Consider the following 19315-nt stretch of genomic DNA (forward strand, 5'->3'; position numbering starts at 1 on the left):
TTGCTGGCCGGCGTCCGCGGTGGTACGCGGCCTGAATCGGGAAACACGAGAGGGGTGTCGGCCGAAGCCGACACCCCTCTCGATCGCTTGCGACAGGCCTAGAGGGTGAGTGCCCTCGACAGCAGGTCGGCCTGCTCGGACGCGTGGCGCTTCGCCGAACCCGTTGCGGGCGACGCTGATGCGGCGCGGGAGACAACGCGGATGCTGCGTTCTCCGACGTGCTTCGACGCCTCGAGTGCGATGAACGGCCATGCGCCCTGGTTCTCCGGCTCGTCCTGTACCCACACCAGTTCGGCGTTCGGGTACTGGGCGATCACCGCGGTGAGGTCGTCCTTCGGCAGCGGGTAGTACTGCTCGAGCCGCACGAGGGCGACCTCATCGTTCGGCTGCTTGGCGAGTTCGGAGACGAGGTCCCAGTGGATCTTGCCCGAGTGCAGCAGAACACGCTTCACCGCGGCCTTGTCGGTGATCCGGGCATCGTCGATGACGGGCTCGAACCTGCCGCTCGTGAAGTCCTCGACACTCGACGACGCACCGCGGAGGCGGAGCATGGCTTTCGGCGTGAAGACAACGAGCGGACGGCGGGGCCTCGCGTACGCCTGGCGGCGCAGCAGGTGGAAGTACGACGCTGGAGTCGATGGGCGGGCCACCGTCATGTTGTTCTCGGCGCACAGCTGCAGGTAACGCTCGATCCTCGCGGACGAGTGGTCTGGTCCCTGTCCCTCGTAGCCGTGGGGCAGCAGGAGCACGACGCTCGAACGCTGTCCCCACTTCTGCTCGGCACTCGAGATGAACTCGTCGACGATGGTCTGGCCACCGTTGGCGAAGTCACCGAACTGGGCTTCCCACAGCACGAGCGCGTCGGGGCGTTCCACGGAGTATCCGTATTCGAAGCCCATGACCGCGTACTCCGACAGCAGCGAGTCGTAGATCCAGAACCGTGCCTGGTTGTCGGCGAGGTTGGCGAGCGGGAGCCACTCCTGACCGTTCACGCGGTCGTGGAGGACGGCGTGGCGCTGCACGAAGGTGCCGCGTCGGCTGTCCTGGCCGCTCATGCGCACCGGTGTGCCCTCGACGAGGAGGGAACCGAGAGCGAGGAGCTCGCCGAATGCCCAGTCGATGTTGCCGTTGCGGCTCATGTCGAGCCGCTTCTGCAGCAGCTGCTGCAGTTTCGGGTGCACAGTGAACCCGGCTGGCTTGTTGTTGAAAGCGTCTCCGATGAGCTGCACGACGGCCTCGGGCACGCCCGTGGTCTCCGGCTCTCCCGAGTAGCCGTCGTCATCGGCCATGTCATCGAGGATGATGGGCGTCGACGCCGTCTGGGAGGCGTGGGTTTCCATGAACGCCCGCTCGAGGCGGTCCTGGAAGTCGCGGTGGGATGCCTCGTACTCGTCTTCGGTGATGTCGCCACGACCGACGAGAGCCTCCGTGTAGAGCTTGCGCACGCTGCGCTTCTGCTCGATGAGGTTGTACATCAGCGGCTGCGTCATCGACGGGTCGTCGCCCTCGTTGTGACCGCGCCTGCGGTAACAGATGAGGTCGATGACGACGTCCTTCTTGAATTCCTGGCGGTACTCGAGGGCCAGTCGCGCAACACGGACGACGCTCTCGGGGTCGTCACCGTTCACGTGCCAGATCGGGGCCTGGATCGTCTTGGCGACATCGGTCGAGTACACCGACGAGCGGCCTTCACCCGGGGTCGTCGTGAAGCCGACCTGGTTGTTGACGACGAGGTGGATTGTTCCGCCCGTGCGGTAGCCGCGCAACTGAGACAGCTGCATCGTCTCGAGCACGATTCCCTGGCCAGCCATCGCTGCGTCACCGTGGACGAGGATGGGGAGCGTTGAGTAAGAGCCGATCGGCTGGCGATCCTGCTTCGCGCGGACGATGCCCTCGAGGACACCGTCGACAGCTTCGAGGTGTGACGGGTTGGCGGCGAGGTATACCGGGAGCTCGCTGCCGTCGGAGGCGCTGAAGGTTCCCTCGGTGCCGAGGTGGTACTTGACGTCGCCGGAGCCCGATGCCTTCTTGGTCGTTCCCTCGAACTCCTGGAAGACCTGGCCGTAGGTCTTGCCTGCGATGTTGGTGAGGACGTTGAGGCGTCCGCGGTGGGCCATTCCGATGGCGGCACCGTCGAGTCCCGCTTCGGCAGCGCCCTGCAGGATTGCGTCGAGAAGGGCGATGGTCGATTCGCCGCCCTCGAGGCTGAAGCGCTTCTGGCCGACGTACTTGGTCTGCAGGAAGGTCTCGAATGCCTCTGCCTCGTTGAGCTTGCCGAGGATGCGCATCTGCTCGTCGTGGGTCGGCTTGGCGTACGGTCGCTCCACCTTCTCCTGGATCCACTTGCGCTGTGCCGGGTCCTGGATGTGCATGTACTCGAGGCCGATGGTGCGGCAGTACGAGTCACGGAGCAGGCCGAGAATGTCGCGGAGCTTGGCCTGGCGCCTGTCGCCGAAGCCGCCGGTGACGAACTCGCGGTCGAGGTCCCAGAAGGTCAGGCCGTGGTTGAGGATGTCGAGGTCTGGGTGCGACCGCTGCACGTATTCGAGCGGGTCGACATCGGCCATGAGGTGGCCGCGCACCCGGAACGAGTTGATGAGCTCCTGAACGCGAGCGGTCTTGTTGACCGTGTCGCTGAGGTCGACCGAGATGTCCGGAGCCCAGTGCACCGGGTCGTACGGGATGCGGAGGGCGGCGAAGATGTCCTGGTAGAACGACTTCTGACCGGTGAGGAGCTCGTGGACCTTCTTGAGGAACTCGCCGGAGCCTGCGCCCTGGATGACGCGGTGGTCATAGGTCGACGTGAGGGTGATCGTCTTGCCGATGGCGAGCTCGACGAGCGTGTGCTCGCTCGCGCCCTGGAACTCCGCCGGGTAGTCGAGGGCACCGGCGCCGATGATGCAGCCCTGCCCCTTCATGAGGCGCGGCACGGAGTGCTCCGTACCGATACCACCGGGGTTCGTCAGCGACACCGACGCGCCCTTGAAGTCATCGGCGGTCAGCTTGTTGCCGCGCGCACGGGTCACGAGGTCCTCGTACGCGGCGAGGTACTCACCGAAGGTCAGCGTGTCTGCCTTCTTGATCGCGGGAACGAGCAGCGCGCGGCTGCCGTCCGGCTTGGGGATGTCGACGGCAATACCGAGCCCGACGTGTGCCGGTGCGACAACACTGGGCTTGCCGTCAACGACGTCGTAGTAGACGTTCTGGCTGCGGAAGTCCTTGAGGGTCTGGATCAGGGCCCAGCCGATGAGGTGGGTGAAGCTGACCTTGCCGCCACGAGCGCGCTTGAGGTGGTTGTTGATGACGATTCGGTTGTCGATCATGAGCTTGGCGGGGATAGTCCGCACGCTCGTCGCCGTCGGAACCGTCAGGCTGGTTTCCATGTTGGTCGCGAGCGACTTCGCCATGCCGCGCAGCGGCTGCACGGTGTCCTGCGGCTCTTCGCGTTCGGCGTCAGAGGCATCGGGCGCTGCCGGTTTCGTCGGAGCGGTGCGCGGGGCATCCGCCGGGATCGGCGCGGCTTTCGGCTGCACAGACGTCGTCTTCGCTTCCGGCTGCGATCCGATGACAGGGATCGGGGCGGTGAGCGGGTGCGAGGGAGGGGCAGGGCGCGTAGCAGCGTCGCCCTTCACTGGCGAGTAATTCTCGAGAATCGGCCACCACGACTGATCAACGGAATTCTTGTCGACAATGTACTGTTCGTACATCTCATCGACGAGCCACTCGTTAGCTCCAAATTCACCCGACGAACCGTCGTCAGTTCCCACACCGGTCAACTGGCTTGACACCGCCAGACCACCACTCTCTCCATTGAATTGAGCACAACAGCGACATCCGTGGGAAGCGCTGTCAGATCCAGTTCTCAAGCCTAATCCCTTTGGCCGGATGCTGCGGCCCTTCATCGGGAGGTACCGTGGAGTTCATGGAGTTCTATGGGCAGAAACCAGATTTCGATCTCACCTATTCGGACGTTTTTCTCGTCCCATCGCGGTCGGCGGTGACCTCGAGGCTCGACGTCTCCCTCGCGCCGGGAGACGGCACGGCCGCGCGCATTCCGATTGTCTCCGCCAACATGAACTCGGTGACGGGACCCCGCCTGGCCGCAACGCTCGCGCGGCGCGGCGGGCTGGGTGTGCTGCCCCAGGACATGCCGCTTCAGGATCTCGATTCGGCGATCCGGTGGGTCAAGGACCAGCCCGTCGAATACGACACGCCGATCGAGTTCTCCGCTGACGCCACAGTCGCCGACGCGCTGCTCATGACCCCGGCGCTGGCCGGACACGGCATCGTTCTAAGGTCATCGACCGGGGAGTACCTCGGATGCCTGCCGGCGACCGCACTCGGCTCGACGCGTCGCGACGCGAAGCTCGGTGATTTGCTGCACGAAAGGCTCACGTCGATCGATGCGGAGGACGTGACCGACCCGCGGAGCGCCTTCGACCTGCTCGTCGCGGCCGACCTCGACTTTGCCCCTGTGCTGCGGCACGGAAAGTTGATCGGCACCCTGTCGCGCACGAGCGCGTTGAGGGCAACCTTGTACGAGCCAGCACTCGACGCCTCCGGCCGTCTGGTTGTCGCGGCAGCGATCGGCATCAACGGCGACGTGGCGGCCAAGGCGCGTGCCCTCGCCGCCGCCGGTGTCGACGTGCTCGTGCTCGACACCGCCCACGGACACCAGGAGGGGATGCTCAGAGCTCTCGCAACGGTCAAGGCACTCGGACTCGGACTCCCGCTCGTCGCAGGCAACGTCGTGACACCGGTCGGCGTCAACGACCTCGTCGAAGCCGGGGCCGACATTCTCAAGGTCGGAGTGGGCCCCGGTGCCATGTGCACGACCCGGATGATGACGGCCGTCGGCAGGCCGCAGTTCTCCGCGGTACTGGAAACCTCCGAGGCCGCTCGTGACCTCGGTGCCCACGTGTGGGCAGACGGAGGGGTGCGCTACCCGCGCGATGTCGCCCTCGCTCTCGCCGCCGGAGCGTCGAGCGTGATGATCGGGTCCTGGTTTGCCGGAACCGTCGAAGCACCCGGAACCCTGCACACGGATACTGACGGGCGGCTGTACAAGGAAAGCTGGGGGATGGCATCCACCAAGGCTGTCCAGGAACGGTTCGGACGACTCGACCCGTATGAGCTGGCTCGCAAGACACTGTTCGCGGAGGGCATCTCGTCGTCGAAGATCTACCTCGACCCCGGCCGCCCGAGCGTTGAGGATCTGCTCGACATGATCACCTCGGGAGTTCGGTCGTCGTTCACCTACGCCGGGGCATCGAGCGTCGAGGAGTTCCGGGAGCGCGCCCTTGTCGGTGTGCAGTCGGCCGCGGGATACGACGAGGGCAAGGCGCTGCCGGTGTCCTGGTAACGACCCGGTTCGCCGCTCGGCCTGGTTTTCAGCCCCGCCGTCTCAGATACTTCGCGGCGGGAGCGATGGCCGCCTGCGTATAATTGCGAGCACAATGGACGACCCCCCTTCTGCTGAATCGCCCGCCTTCTCACAATCTGCCCCTCTCGTGTGGGAGGTGACCGGTGTTTGAGTGGATCATGCTCGGCGTCGGGTTGCTTCTGACCGTCGGCACCGGCCTCTTCGTCGCCAGCGAGTTCGCGCTCGTGAACCTCGACCGCTCAGAACTCGAGGCGCGCCAGGAGCGCGGCGAGTCCCGGCTGGGCATGACGATCGCCGCGCTGAGGATCACGTCAACGCACCTGTCGAGCGCCCAGCTCGGCATCACCCTCACCACTCTGCTCACCGGGTACACGATGGAACCGGCGATCACGACCCTGCTCTCCGAGCCGCTCGTCTCCGTCGGGCTTCCTGAGGTCGCCGTGGTCCCCGTAGCGACGACCGTCGCGATCGTCGTCGCCACCCTGCTGTCGATGATCATCGGTGAACTCGTTCCGAAGAACTTCGCCCTCGCACTGCCGGTCCAGACCGCCAAGCTCGTCATCCCGTTCCAGTCGGTATTCACCGCTGTCTTCAAGCCAGCGGTTGTGCTGCTCAACGGAAGCGCGAACGGACTCCTGCGATCGATCGGGATCGAGCCGAAGGAAGAGCTGTCCGGAGCGCGCACCGCCGAGGAGCTCTCGAGCCTCGTGCGTCGAAGCGCCGGAGCAGGCACCCTGGAAAGGGACACGGCAACGCTGTTGAACCGCACTCTGCTGTTCGCGAGCCACACCGCAGCGGATGTCATGACGCCACGACCGCGCGTCGAGGCGGTGCGCAGGGGGGATTCCGCCAGGCTTGTGGTTGAGCTGGCGCGAACGACCGGTTACTCCCGGTTCCCCGTCATCGATGAGGATGCCGATGACGTCGTCGGCCTCGTGCACGTCAAGCAGGCCATCGCGGTGCCGCGCGCCAAGCGTGGGGACGTGCCGGTGTCTGCGCTTCAGTCCGAGATCGTGCGTGTTCCCGAGACCATGCGCCTCGACGCTCTGCTCAGCGAACTGCGCGGCCGCGGTTTCCAGATGGCTGTCGTCGTCGATGAGTACGGCGGAACCGCCGGAATTGCCACCCTCGAGGACCTGGTCGAGGAACTCGTCGGTGAGGTCGCCGACGAACACGACCGCACGCGAGCGGGAGTCGTCCGCACGCTCGGCTCGATCGCCTTCCCCGGCGACCTCCGTCCAGACGAACTGCTCGAACGCACGGCGATCACGGTTCCAGAGGACGGACCGTACGAGACCGTCGCAGGATTCGTGATGAGCGAGCTCGGCAGGCTGCCCGTGGTGGGCGACACCGTAGAGATCGACTCCGGCACGTTGCGGGTCGATCGACTCGACGGCCGCCGTATCGATCGCATCCGTTACACACCCCACCCGCTCGAGGAAGGAGCCGACCATGAGTGACTGGGCTGGAATCGCCTGGCTCGTCGTCCTGCTCGCCGGCAACGCCTTCTTCGTTGGTGCCGAGTTCGCCGTCATCTCGGCCAAGCGGTCGCAGATCGAACCGCTGGCCGAACAGGGCAAGCGCAGTGCCATCACCGCCCTGTGGGCGATGGAACACGCGACGCTCATGCTCGCGACCAGCCAGCTGGGTATCACGGTGTGTTCTCTGCTGATCCTCAACGTGTCCGAACCCGCGATCCATCACCTGCTCGAGGTCCCGCTCGCGATCACCGGGCTCCCCGAGGAAATGGTCGGAACCGTCGCATTCATCGTGACACTGCTGCTCGTCTCCTACCTGCACGTGGTGTTCGGCGAAATGGTGCCGAAGAACCTCTCGTTCTCGGTGCCCGACCGTGCGGTGCTGCTTCTCGCGCCACCGCTGGTCTTCGTCGGCCGCGTCTTCAAGCCGGTGATCTGGGCGCTCAACGGGGCCGCCAACGCGGTGCTCAGGCTGTTCGGGGTCGAGCCGAAAGACGAGGCCACGTCGACGTTCACCCTCGACGAGGTGGCGAACATCGTCTCCCAGTCGACGCGTGAGGGCCTGCTGCTCGACTCGACCGGCGCACTCGTTGCGGCTTTCGAGTTCACCAACAAGAAGGTCATCGACGTCGCAATTCCCCTCGAGAACCTGATCACGCTCCCCGAGAACGCGACACCGACCGACGTTGAGCGCGCGGTCGCCAAGCACGGCTTCTCGCGTTACGTGATCGTCGATGAGAACGGGTTGCCGTCCGGCTACCTCCACCTCAAGGACGTCCTCAGCCTGGAGTCGGATGACGACGAGGACGAGTCGGACAAGCCGGTTCCCGCCAAGCGCATCCGCCATCTCGTGTCGATTTTCGAGGACACCGACCTGGAAGACGCCCTCGCGATCATGCGACGGTCAGGCGCCCACCTCGCCCGCGCGTTCAACAGCGAGGGCGACAACACCGGCGTGCTGTTCCTCGAGGACATCATCGAGGAACTCGTCGGCGAAGTTCAGGATGCCACGAGGCGGCACTAGCGGTCGGCCGGCGCCGTGTTCGGAACAGGGTACGGCGCCCGCTCGTACTGACCGGGCAGGTAGTCGATGCTCGCGCCGAGTTCGGCCGCCGCGCGCAGGGGGAAGTGTGGGTCACGGAGCGCTTCGCGGCCGATCAGGACCGCGTCGGCGCTGCCCGACGCGACAATCTCCTCGGCCTGCCTGGCCTCGGTGATCAGGCCGACCGCGGCGACACCGACGCCGGCAGCAGCCCTCACCGAGGCAGCGAACGGCACCTGGTAGCCGGGCGAGAGCGGGATATCGACGCCGGCGATCGCGCCTCCCGTCGAGATGTCGAAAAAGTCCGCTCCGGCATCCGCCGCCCAGCGGGCCACTGTTGCCGTCTGGGTCCCGTCCCAACCGCCCTGCGCCCAGTCGGTGGCTGAGAACCTGACGAACACCACGGTGTCACCGGCGTTCTCCCTGACCGCGTTGACGACCCTGAGCAGCAATCGTGCGCGGTTCTCGAGCGATCCGCCGTAGCTGTCGGTGCGAGTGTTGACGAGCGGGCTCAGGAACTGGTGCAGCAGGTACCCGTGCGCGGCGTGAATTTCGAGCACGCTGAAACCCGCCGTAACGGCGCGGCGAGCTGCAGCGGCGAAGTCGGCAACCACGCTGTCGATGCCAGCCTCGTCGAGTTCGCGCGGGGCTGCAAAGCCGTCGAATGCCTCGGTTGTCGGGCCGACGGTCTCCCAGCCGCCGTCCGCGATGGGCAGGCTGCCACGACGCCCGTCGCTGCCCCACGGGGCGAAGGTCGAGGCCTTACGCCCGGCATGGGCGAGCTGGATACCCGCTGCAGCACCGTGCGACTCGACGAATCGAACCACGCGCGCCCAGGCATCCGCTTGTTCGTCGGTCCAGATCCCTGTGTCGCGGTCGCTGATCCTGCCTTCGGGACTCACCGCGGTGGCCTCGGAGATCACGAGGCCTGCGCCGCCGACGGCGAACTGGCCGAGGTGCACGAGGTGCCAGTCGGTCGGGATGCCGTCCCTCGCCTCGACCGAGTACTGGCACATGGCCGGGGTCCAGACGCGATTGCGGATCGTGAGGTTCCTCAGGGTGAGCGGAGTGAACAGGGCGGGCATCGATCTCCTTCGAGCGGTGTGCTGTGTGCGCACCACGGCTGTTCAACCTATCCCACAGGCCTCTATCGTGAGGGTATGGAGAGCGAATGGATGCCGTGGGCCGAGCGCGATGCAGCAGCATACGTTGCGGTTCCCACTGAGCGCGATGATAAGTACAGCCGCGGCGTACTGGGGGTCGTCACCGGGTCTGCCGAGTATCCCGGTGCCGGGGTCCTCGGCGTCGAGGGGGCAGCGCGGACCGGGCTTGGGATGATCAGGTATCTCGGCGACGCGACGAAGCTCGTGCTGTCGCGACGCCCCGAGGTGGTGACCCTTCCCGGCCGGGTGCAGGCGTGGCTCATCGGGTCGGGCACCGATTCGGGGGAGCTGGGACTGCTCGGGACCCTGTTCTCCGATGCCCTCGCGTCAGACGAACCTGTCGTTGCCGACGGCGGTGCGCTCGAGATGGCGGCAGAAGCGCCGAGGGCCGGGGTGATCGTCACACCCCACTACCGGGAACTGGCGCGCATGCTCGCGCACGTCGGGGAGAACGTCTCGGCCCAGACCATCGCGACAACGCCGTCGGTCTGGGCCAGTCGCGCCGCTGACATCCTCCGCGTCACCGTGCTGCTCAAGGGCAGCACCACCTTCATCGCCGAGCCGCTCGGAGCGAGAATCGCCGTCTCCGGTGCGCCCGGCTGGACGGCGACCGCCGGCGCAGGCGACGTGCTCGGCGGTGTGCTCGGTGCGCTCGTCGCGACGCACGCAGACGGGGCGTTCGAGCCCGGAACGCTCGCACGGCTGGCGGCATCGGCGCAGGTGCTGCACGCGACCGCGGCGCACCTCGCCTCACGCGGCGGTCCGATCGTTGCGCTCGACATCGCTGAGGCGCTGCCCGATGCGGTCAGGCAGGTGCTGGCCCTCCGCGTCGACTGACGGCATCCGCGCACTTCTCACAGGGATGTCCCAGCCCCACGGTGCGCAGGATTTCGTCGCTTCTCGCTAGCATTAGTTTTAGCTACAACTAATTTAGGACAACCGCGAGAACGGAATCAGCCATGCAGGTAAGCACCAGATCCCAGGCGGCAGCAGCCCTGGCAGGACTCGCCGTCATCGGCGGACTGGCCGGCTGCTCGGCGCCGTCCGGCCAGGCAGCGAACGACGATGGCAAGACCAAGGCAGCGCCGGAGGCCGGCACGGAATACGCCGACGGCGAGTACACGGCGACGGGCGATTACACCTCGCCGGGCGGTGAGGAAACGGTCACCGTGACGCTCTCGCTCGAGGACAGTGTCGTGACCGCGCTCGACGTGGTGGGGAGCGGACACACCCCGAACGGCAAGAAGTTCCAGGGCGAGTTCATCGACAACATCTCTGACATCGTCGTCGGCCAGCGGATCGACGAGTTGAAGGTCTCCAAGGTCGCCGGCTCGTCCCTGACCAGCGGCGGATTCAACGCGGCGATCGATGAGATCAAGGGCGATGCCGCGTGACCCTGACGCGCTCGTGATCGACGATGAGTCCGCCGGACCCGGTGTCGGGCCCCCGGCCGCGGGAGCGGCGGGCTCTGTCGAATTCGACGCGATAGGCACCCGCTGGCAGATCGACTCGGACCGGCCGATCTCTGCCGGCCTGGTGAGAGAGATCACGAAGCGGATCGACGACTTCGACCGCGTCTGGTCACGGTTCCGCGACGACTCGACGGTGACGAGGATTTCGACGGTCGGCGGGACCTGGGACCTGGGGCCGGATGCTCCCGCACTGTTCAGCCTGTACCGGCGCCTCGGCGAGGCAACAGGTGGCGCTGTCTCGCCGCTCGTCGGCGATGCGCTCGCCGCGCTCGGCTACGACGCGTCGTACTCTTTTCGCCCGAACGGCGTCCAGGAGCCGGCGCCGGCGATGACCGACGTCGCCACGCTGGACGGCACGGTGCTCACCGTGAGCCGTCCGGTATCGATCGACATCGGCGCTGCCGGCAAGGGCTACCTCGTCGACCGCGTGGCCGAGCTTCTCCTGGCCGGCGGCCACAGCTCGTTCACTGTCGACGCGTCAGGCGACCTGGTGCACAGCGGCCCGCCCATACGGATCGCGCTCGAGCATCCGTTCGACCCTCACCTCGCCATCGGAGTGCTGACTCTCGCCGGGGGAGCGCTCGCCGCATCCGCAACGAACCGGAGGGCATGGGGGAACGGGCTGCACCACGTGATCGATGGCCGTACCGGAGAACCGGTGCGTGAGGTCGTTGCCACCTGGGCGACCGCAGAGGATGCGGCCACGGCCGACGGTGCGGCGACGGCGTTGTTCTTCACGAGTCCTGCAGCGTTGCGTGCTTCGCTCGGCGCTGCAATTCCCGATGGTGAGGGGCCCAATATCGACGCGCCCGGTATCGAGGTGCCCGGTATCGAAGCGCCCGGTATCGAAGGGCTCCGCATGTTCACCGACGGATCGGTCGAGTATTCTTCGGGGTTCTCCGCCGAGCTGTTCCGGTGAGCGGCTGTTCCGGTGAGGGCTGTCCGATGAGAGTTCCGCGACGAAAGGTGTCCCGATGCGAGATGTTCCGGTGAGAGATGTGCCGAAGAGAGCTGCGTCGCTGAGAGGCGCGTTCGACACCGCGCTGGGCCGCGTCACGACGTACCGGCAGGTCGTCGTCCTCCTCGTCCTGCTTGCCGGGGTGAGCATGCTGTTGAGCGCGACCGGACTGCTCTTCTTCACCCCGCTGGAACTGGTGTGCGGCCTCCTCGTCGCTGTCGGCGTCAGTTACCTGTCCAACGCCGTGGTCGCCCGGCTGTTCCGGGTGGTTCCGCACGCCGAATCGGCGATCATCACCGGCCTCCTGCTGTTCTTCATCTTCCGCCCGAGTACCGAACCCGGTGAGCTCGTCGCCACTGCGGCCGCTGCGCTCGCAGCCACGCTGTCGAAGTACCTCCTCGCCGTTCGGGGCAGGCACATCGTCAATCCGGCCGCTTTCGGCGCCGTGGTCGTCGGGGTAACCGGACTCGGCGTGTCGTGGTGGTGGGCGGGAAGCCAGGTTCTCCTCCCGGTCGTGCTCGTCGCCGCGTTCCTCGTGCTGTATCGCACGCGTCGCCTCGCGATGGCCGGTGTCTTTGTCGGCGTGAGCGTTGGCGTCATCGCCGCTGGGCTGGTCGGGGGTGGCATGTCGGTCGGTGCGGCACTGCTCACGCCGTTCACCTCGTATCCGGTCGTCTTTCTCGCCGGGTTCATGCTGAGCGAACCGTTGACCCTACCGCCGAAGCGCTGGCAGCAGCTCGCCGAGGCGGCGGTGGTCGGAGTGCTGTTCGCCCTGCCGTACTCAATCGGACCGCTCTACTCGACGCCTGAACTCGCGCTTGTCGTCGGTAACGTCCTCGCCTTCGTCGTGACCCAGCGCCGCGGCATCCGCCTCGAAATGGTGTCGCGTCGCCGGATCGGCCCGTCGATCGTCGAGATGACGTTCCGGCCGGCCGCGCCGGTGAGATTCGAGCCAGGGCAGTACCTCGAGTTGCAGGTGCCGCACCGCCCTGCCGATGCGCGTGGGCAGCGGAGGGTGTTCAGCATCGCGTCACCGCCGGCATCCGAGGACGTATCGATCGCGTACCGGGACAGCGCGAGCAGTTTCAAGACCGCGCTCGGCAACCTCGAGCCTGGCGACCGCGTGCGGGCGACCGGGATCTGGGGTGACTTCCTGCTGCCGCGGGATGCCGCACGCCCGGTGCTGCTTGTCGGCGCCGGTATCGGGGTCACACCGTTCCTGAGCCAGCTGGCCGCTGCCGGTGGGAGCGGGCGCGACATCGTGCTCGTTTACACCGTCGCGGATGCCGCTGAGCTGGCTGTTCTCGACGGCCTCGACCTGTCGGGCGTGCGCGTTCTGGTGCTCGCGCCGGAGCCTCCCGCCCGTCTGGCCGACGGTGTCAGCTATCTGGGGGCCGGCCGCCTCGATCGCGATCGCCTCGCCGCAGCCGTTCCCGACGCCGGGTCGCGGGAGGCATGGGTGTCGGGGCCGCCCGCGTTCGTCGACGGCATCCGGCCGATCCTCCGCGCCCTCGGAGTGCGCCGCATTCACAAGGATTACTTCTCGGGGTACTAGCTCGCCGGTGGGTGCCTGGCCGCCCGGTGTCGCGCGTTCGGGTGACCCCTGCTGTGGGTGTGCTCGCCTGGCACCCGCACCAACCGTCACTCGAAGCGTTACACGGGGTGCATTGGCGACTGTGTGAGCGTGTCGCGGCCTAGGATGATGCGGTGAGCAGGTCGATCGGGGTGTGGGGCGCGTTCGTCCTCGTGCACGTCACCCTCGGCTGGATCTGCCTCGGCATGCCCGGCACCGGTATCGGCGCGTACGCGATCGGGCTCCCGCTGGGCGACGTGACCCTCGTGTACCAGCGCTGGGTCGAGCAGGCGCTCGCCGGAGACGGAATTCCGGGCATCGACGAGCGGTGGGTGTACCCGGCTGCGGCGCTCCTGCCGCTGTTCGCCGCGATGGCCGCGGGCCCAGGGAATTACGGGCTCACGTGGCTTGCCCTCGTGACCGTGCTCAATGCCGCCGCGCTCGCCGTGCTGCTCGGGCGTCACAGCTCTCCGCGCCGCGTCGCTGCGGCGTGGTGGTGGATCGCGTTCACCGCAGCCCTCGGACCGATCGCCCTCGCTCGCATCGACTCGATCACCGTGCCGCTCGCGATCATCGCCCTCCTGGTTCTGGCGAAGCATCCGCGTATGGCCGGCACCCTGCTGGCACTCGCCACCTGGATCAAGGTGTGGCCCGCGGCGATCATTGCGGCCATCGTGATCGCGTCGCGCCGCCGGTGGGACATCGTCGCCGCCGGGCTGGCCACGAGTGCCGTGATCGCACTTCTCGTTGTCGCTGCCGGCGGGGCAGAGTTCCTCTTCGGTTTCGTCACCGAGCAGGCCGATCGTGGGTTGCAGATCGAAGCTCCCGCGGCATCCTGGTATCTCTGGCTCGCGGCGCTGGGATCAGGGTCGAGCGCCATCTACTACAGCACCGAGATTCTCACCTTCCAGGTGACTGGGCCGCACGTCGACACGGTCGCAGCCGTTCTGACGCCCCTGAGCGCCGTCGTGGCGGCGGGTGTGGCGTTCGCGGGCGTCGTGGCGGTCAGGAGGGGCGCCCCGGTGGTCCGCGTTCTGCCGCCGCTCGCGCTGGCGCTCGTTGTCACGCTCCTGCTCGTGAACAAGGTCGGGTCGCCACAGTTCGTGACGTGGCTGATCGCGCCCGTCGTGCTCGGTGTCGTCTGGCGGGGGCGCCGCTTTCTCGTTCCGGCGGTCATCGCCCTGATCATCGCTGCGCTCACGCATCTGGTCTACCCCTACCTCTACGGGCACCTTCTTCGGGCTGACCCGGTTCTGGTCGCGATCCTCACGGTGCGAAACCTCGGTTACGCGGTTCTGCTCGGCTGGGCGATCACGGCCGTTGTTCGGGCGGGCCGACGCGTTCCGCCGAGAGGCCCTGTCACCGGTGCAACCGACGGAGTTAGCATGGAGAACGAGACCGCACACCGCTGAACTAGCCAGGGAGTAGTCATGCTCGTCGCCTTCAGTGTCGCACCGTCCGGCGGCACCAACCCCGATGCGTCACTGCACGATGCCGTCGCCGCGGCCGTGAAGATCGTGCGGGAGTCCGGGCTGCCCAACTCGACTGACTCGATGTTCACGACGATCGAGGGGGAGTGGGACGAGGTCTTCGACGTCATCAAGCGCGCGACGGATGCCGTCTCGCGGTTCGGACCGCGCGTGTCACTCGTGCTGAAGGCCGATATCCGCCCGGGGCACACCGGTGAACTCACCGGCAAGGTCGAGCGGCTGGAACGCGCGCTCGAGGAAAACGCGTCGGAGTGACCCGGTCACCCGGCCTTGGGGCCGGGCACCGGAAATGAACCGCTGCAGCGGTTCGTGTGCTGGTCAGTCGAGGATGATGCCGTCGAGGATCGCGCGCTTGCGAAGCGCGACCTTGGTTCCGACGTCGAAGCCTGACGCGCGGTACTTCTCGCGGATGCGCTTGAGGTAGCTCTTCGCCGTCTCCTCAGAGATACCGAGTTCGTAGGCGACGCTCTTCACCGGTTCGCCCGCGGCGTAGAGCGCCATGACCCTGCGCTCCTGGGCGCTGAGCTTGGGAGATCCGCTCTTATTGGCGTTGAGCGCGATGTCGAGCTCGTGCGAGATGAACGACTCACCGATCATCGCCGACCGGATCGCCTCGACGATCATCGAGGGGTCTTCGGTCTTCACGAGGTACCCGAGCGCGCCGGAGGCCAGTGCCTCGCGGACGACGGCGGGATCCGAGTACGTGCTCATGAGCACCGTCTTCACGCCCGTCGTCTTGAGCGTCGAGAGCTTGAGCGACACGGGGATGTTGTCCTTGAGGTCGAGGTCGAGAAGCACGACATCGACGGGGAACTCGGGGTGGGTGAGCAGCTCCGGCCAGGTTGGGACGGCGGCGACCATGGTGATGTCGTCCGCTGCGCCGCGAATCCACTCGGTCAACGCTCCAAGAAGCATTTTGTGATCATCGACGATCGCAAGCCGAATGGGTGCCTCTGCACTGCTCATCTGTCTCCCCCTCTAAGCATCCGTTGGCCTAGTGGTCAATCGGATTGTCCACGGTGCACTCTATGACAACCATCAGCGCGCCGGGCGTAGTGCTATCAACATACCGTCCTGCACGGCCAAGATGCTGCCATGTGGCCGGTTCCACGTCAACGCGCCGCATCCCCTTCGCCTCAATCCGGATCGGGAAGCGGATACCGCCCGAGCGATCCGTGCCCTGGGCAGCCGCAGGACCGAGGGTCACTATCGCTTCCCGCGTCGTGCGCTGTTCCCCGTACATCAGCAGCCAGAGTGCCGACAGCAGGCCGTCGCGCTGGCGCTGGTTCAGCAGCCCGGCAAGCGATTCCGGGTCGCGCAGGTCGACAGCCCCCGACAGGAAATCGGACTCGCTGATGGCGTGGTGCAGCCAGGTGTGTCGCCGGCCAGCGATGAGGTGGAGTCGCAGTTCGGTGGCGAGCGCTCCGGCGCGGGCCGCACGCTCGTCCTCGAGCGGGAGTGGCTCGCGGCCGCTCGCGATATCGTCGAAGAGCCGCTCGATCTCGAGGTCGATGGACGCGAGTTCCTCGGATTCGAGCATGCTCACGCCGAACGCGGGCGCTGTAACCGTTGACTGGATGAGCACGCGGTCAAGGGTCATCATCACCATTCGCCGGTACGAGCCCACGATGGCCGCGCCAATGAGCGGTGGCATGATCGCGAGGGTCCAGAGCAGGATGTCCGATCCGAGAGCGAGGGTGTCCGGCCCGGGATTCACGGCATAGTTCACCGCAAGCGCCACGGCGAGTGCTGTTGTGACGATAATCAGGTCGCGAACCGGACGGATGCTGGCGATTCCGAGGAGCACGCCGCCGACCGCGATAGCGGCGGTCGGGAAGAGCCCGAGGTCGCTGAGGCCCCATACAGCCGCCAGATCGAGCACCACGACAGCGGCGAGCCCGATGCTGAGCATGACAAAGGCGAAGTTGCCGAGGATGAAACCGTTGGCGCGCACCACGATGATGGTCGCAACAGACGCTCCGATGAGGAGCAGCCAGGCGGCGACATTCAGGGGCAGGTTCGGGTATTCGGACACGTGGAGCGAGAAGCGCCACAGGCAGCTCAGGATGATCATCGCTCCGGCGACCGCGAGTCCCGTGCCGAGCTGGTGGGTCCCGAGCGAGGCTCGCGCTGCGGCGGTCCGGTTCGGCCTGCGGGCAGTTCTGGTCACTTGGGAACCTCCAGTACGACCGTCGTCCCGGCGTCGGGAGCGCTGAAGACACGGACGCTTCCGCCCGCGTCGCGCACCCGCGCGACCACGGACTCGGCGAAACCGAGCCGCCCGCCTTCGACCGCCTGCGGATCGAAGCCGACCCCGGCATCCGTCACGACACCGCGGACAACCTCACCGTCATCGCTGAGGGTGACGTGGGCGACCGTTTGTCCCGAGTGCCGTCGCACGTTCTCGAGGCACTCACTGAGCGCGAGGACGAAAGCCTCGAGTTTGGTGCCGGGGAGACCGAGCTGGCCAGAGCCGTGCCAGTTGATGTCGAGCCCGATTGAGCCGAACCGTCTCTTGAGCGCCTCGAGGGTGCCGCCGAGGGCGAGTTCGGCGGTGTTGGTCAGGGTGTACTCACCGCTCGACTTGGGCTGGGGGGATTCGCCGAGGCGCAGTCTGGTGAGCAGGGCCCCGTCGGATTCGGCCTGGGCCCTGAGCGCCTCGGGGGCAACTCCGACGCCGGAGTGAGCGAGCAGCGTGAGGGTCGCGAGTACTGTGTCGTGCAGCAACCGGGCGTCCCTGTGCCGCTGGGTTTCCGTCTCGGTGGCCCGGCGCTCCACGTTGTGTGCCCGGCCGATGCTCGCAACGCGGGCCATGATGCGCGGGAAGCTGGACCGGAGCCACAGGCCGAACATCGTCGAAACACCCCAGCCGACGGAGATGAAGACGAGAAGCGGGAGAGTGCGGGGGTTCACGCCGGTGCTGAGGGCGAGGATGGTTCCTATCGTGCTGATGAACGCGAGAGCAAGGCAGGCGAGCTGCCCCCAGGTGGAAACGAGGATCGTGGCCATCGACCCGATTCCCCAGGCGCCGATGGCCGAGATGGCGCTCCCCGTTCCCATGTTGAGCTGACCGTCTGCGGGGATGTAGATCGCGGCGATGGTGGAGAGCCCGATGCTGTAGGTGAGGATCATCCAGAGCGGGTCGGGCCGGTAGGTCATGATGATTTGCGCGGCGGCCAGGGCAGCGAGAAGGAGCACACAGGTCAGGTAATTCGGAAACTCCATGGCGCCGGGAAGTGACAGGCAGATCAGAGCGGTGACTGTACCCGTGAGGCCGAAGAGCCTGGTGGTGCGGTACAGCAGTCGCGCGAGTTGCCAGCTGAAGCGATCCCGCTCTTCGGCACTCAGTCGTTTCGGGCTCATCCTTCGCCCGTGAAAGCACCGAACGGGCGCTGGAGGAGCGGTTGCGCGTCATCGAGGGTGCCAGCCATGTTCGGCAGTATATTGCCAGCCCGGTGTTCGCGAACGTCGACGCGGCCGGTTCTGCCGCTCAGGCGGCAGGCGATTCCAGCAGGCGCGAGAGGTGGAAGCTCACGGCGACGTGTTCGATCAGGAATCCGTCGTGCCCGTACTCGGATTCGATGACCGCCGGGGTGGTTCCGTCGATACCGGTGCGGATGCCCGCGGCGATGCGTTCCTGGCCTTCGACCGGGAATAGCCGGTCAGAATCGATTCCAAGCACGAGCGTTGGGGCACGCACCCGACCGAGGGCTTCCTCGATCCCGCCGCGGTCGCGACCGACATCGTGCGAGTTCATCGCCTCGACGAGCGTGATGTAGCTGTTGGCGTCGAAGCGGCGAGTGAACTTGTTGCCGTGGAAGTCGATGTAGGACTCGACCGCGTACTTGCCGCCGTCACCGAGGGGGCTGATCGGGGACTGCCAGCTGCGTTCGAACCTGTCGTTGAGTTCGGTCGGGCTGCGGTAGTTGAGCAGTGCCATCCGTCTCGCGAGGGCGAGCCCCCGATGCGGACCCTCACCGTCGCGTGCGTCGTAGAAGTCACCGCCGGCGAACAGAGGATCGGTCTTGATCGCCTCGATCTGCACCGAATTGAGCGCGATCTGGTCTGCCGTCGTCAGGGGAGGTGCGGCGAGGACGGCGAGACGGCCAACCCGCTCCGGAAAGCCGACGGCCCACTCCAGCGCGTGCATTCCGCCCATCGAGCCGCCGATGACCGCCGCCCAGCGCTCAATGCCGAGCGAATCGGCGAGGGCAACCTGCGCTCTGACCTGATCGCGGATCGTGGTGAACGGGAACCGTGACGCCCATTCGAACCCGTCGGGCGAGAAGGAGGCTGGCCCGGTCGAGCCCTGGCAACCGCCGAGCATGTTGGGAGTGACGACGAACCAGACGTCGGTGTCGATCGCGAGTCCAGGCCCGACGATCTCCTGCCACCAGCCGGCCGTGGGGTGACCGGGACCGGCCGGGCCCATGACGTGGCTGTCGCCGGTGAGCGCGTGGGCGATCAGAATCGCGTTGTCTTTCTCGGGGGAGAGGGTGCCGTAAGTCTCGAAGGCGATGCGGACGTGTGGCAGGCTCTGTCCGCTCTCGAACTCCAGCGGACCGAGGTCGGCGAACAGGCGGAATCCACGCGGGTCGCCGTCACGCCACGCTCCCGTTGCCGGGGGCTTGCCGAGCACGTGCCTGGTGTCCGCCTCGGTGATAAAGCGAGACGGGACCGTGTCTTCGGGTGTCTGCCAGTCCATGCGTCCATTGTGCCCAACCGGAGTCCAGGCCGCCGTCGTGTTACGACTGGC

The 19315-nt window shown here is 66.7% G+C and carries 15 protein-coding genes; 9 read left to right on the plus strand and 6 right to left on the minus strand.

Translation table 11 applies throughout. The features are described 5' to 3' along the window. Positions 1-98 precede the first annotated feature (98 nt). On the minus strand, positions 99-3788 hold the full coding sequence (locus tag AC1C2N_RS03470; protein ID WP_495432891.1) for a multifunctional oxoglutarate decarboxylase/oxoglutarate dehydrogenase thiamine pyrophosphate-binding subunit/dihydrolipoyllysine-residue succinyltransferase subunit: 3690 nt from the start codon (positions 3786-3788) through the stop codon (positions 99-101). Between the two features lie 134 nt (positions 3789-3922). Here AC1C2N_RS03470 and guaB1 point away from each other — a divergent pair, with 134 nt between their 5' ends. The 3 genes from guaB1 (at position 3923) to AC1C2N_RS03485 (ending at position 7885) form a co-directional block, all read left to right on the plus strand. Beyond that, positions 3923-5362, plus strand: coding sequence for a GMP reductase (gene guaB1 / locus AC1C2N_RS03475; protein ID WP_495432892.1), 1440 nt, complete (start codon positions 3923-3925; stop codon positions 5360-5362). Between the two features lie 179 nt (positions 5363-5541). Beyond that, a complete protein-coding gene (locus AC1C2N_RS03480; protein WP_483405897.1) occupies positions 5542-6843 on the plus strand; it encodes a hemolysin family protein in 1302 nt (433 codons plus the stop codon). Beyond that, complete coding sequence (locus AC1C2N_RS03485) at positions 6836-7885, plus strand: hemolysin family protein (protein ID WP_483405628.1); 1050 nt, start codon at positions 6836-6838, stop codon at positions 7883-7885. The genes AC1C2N_RS03480 and AC1C2N_RS03485 overlap by 8 nt, the downstream gene beginning before the upstream one ends. On the opposite strand, the gene AC1C2N_RS03490 is transcribed toward AC1C2N_RS03485, so the two are convergent. After that, a complete protein-coding gene (locus AC1C2N_RS03490) occupies positions 7882-8988 on the minus strand; it encodes an NADH:flavin oxidoreductase/NADH oxidase (RefSeq protein ID WP_495432893.1) in 1107 nt (368 codons plus the stop codon). The genes AC1C2N_RS03485 and AC1C2N_RS03490 overlap by 4 nt on opposite strands. A 75-nt stretch (positions 8989-9063) precedes the next feature. Here AC1C2N_RS03490 and AC1C2N_RS03495 point away from each other — a divergent pair, with 75 nt between their 5' ends. The 6 genes from AC1C2N_RS03495 (at position 9064) to AC1C2N_RS03520 (ending at position 14814) form a co-directional block, all read left to right on the plus strand. Then, entirely contained in the window at positions 9064-9903 is an 840-nt protein-coding gene (locus tag AC1C2N_RS03495; RefSeq protein WP_483405630.1) for an ADP-dependent NAD(P)H-hydrate dehydratase, read from the plus strand. Positions 9904-10025: 122 nt separating this feature from the next. Continuing rightward, on the plus strand, positions 10026-10460 hold the full coding sequence (locus AC1C2N_RS03500) for an FMN-binding protein (RefSeq protein ID WP_495432894.1): 435 nt from the start codon (positions 10026-10028) through the stop codon (positions 10458-10460). Continuing rightward, on the plus strand, positions 10435-11457 hold the full coding sequence (locus tag AC1C2N_RS03505; RefSeq protein WP_495432895.1) for an FAD:protein FMN transferase: 1023 nt from the start codon (positions 10435-10437) through the stop codon (positions 11455-11457). The genes AC1C2N_RS03500 and AC1C2N_RS03505 overlap by 26 nt, the downstream gene beginning before the upstream one ends. 55 nt (positions 11458-11512) lie before the next feature. Next, complete coding sequence (locus AC1C2N_RS03510) at positions 11513-13051, plus strand: ferredoxin--NADP reductase (RefSeq protein ID WP_495432896.1); 1539 nt, start codon at positions 11513-11515, stop codon at positions 13049-13051. A 152-nt stretch (positions 13052-13203) separates the two neighbouring features. Continuing rightward, on the plus strand, positions 13204-14481 hold the full coding sequence (locus AC1C2N_RS03515) for a glycosyltransferase 87 family protein (protein ID WP_495432897.1): 1278 nt from the start codon (positions 13204-13206) through the stop codon (positions 14479-14481). 18 nt (positions 14482-14499) lie between these two features. Next, on the plus strand, positions 14500-14814 hold the full coding sequence (locus AC1C2N_RS03520) for a thiamine-binding protein (protein ID WP_495432898.1): 315 nt from the start codon (positions 14500-14502) through the stop codon (positions 14812-14814). Between the two features lie 63 nt (positions 14815-14877). Here AC1C2N_RS03520 and AC1C2N_RS03525 read toward each other — a convergent pair whose 3' ends face one another. The 4 genes from AC1C2N_RS03525 to metX form a co-directional block, all read right to left on the minus strand. Beyond that, the gene (locus AC1C2N_RS03525; RefSeq protein ID WP_108390437.1) at positions 14878-15525 is read right to left on the minus strand and encodes a response regulator transcription factor; all 648 of its coding nucleotides are present in this window, start codon (positions 15523-15525) and stop codon (positions 14878-14880) included. 28 nt (positions 15526-15553) lie between these two features. Then, on the minus strand, positions 15554-16729 hold the full coding sequence (locus tag AC1C2N_RS03530; RefSeq protein WP_483405636.1) for a hypothetical protein: 1176 nt from the start codon (positions 16727-16729) through the stop codon (positions 15554-15556). Beyond that, entirely contained in the window at positions 16726-17922 is a 1197-nt protein-coding gene (locus AC1C2N_RS03535; protein ID WP_495432900.1) for a sensor histidine kinase, read from the minus strand. Before AC1C2N_RS03535 ends, AC1C2N_RS03530 begins: the two co-directional genes overlap by 4 nt. A 127-nt stretch (positions 17923-18049) precedes the next feature. Then, positions 18050-19264 carry a homoserine O-acetyltransferase MetX gene (gene metX / locus AC1C2N_RS03540; RefSeq protein WP_495432901.1) on the minus strand — a complete coding sequence of 405 codons (1215 nt, stop codon included), beginning with the start codon at positions 19262-19264 and terminating at the stop codon, positions 18050-18052. Positions 19265-19315 lie beyond the last annotated feature (51 nt).

The organism is Mycetocola sp. Y791, from assembly GCF_059445325.1.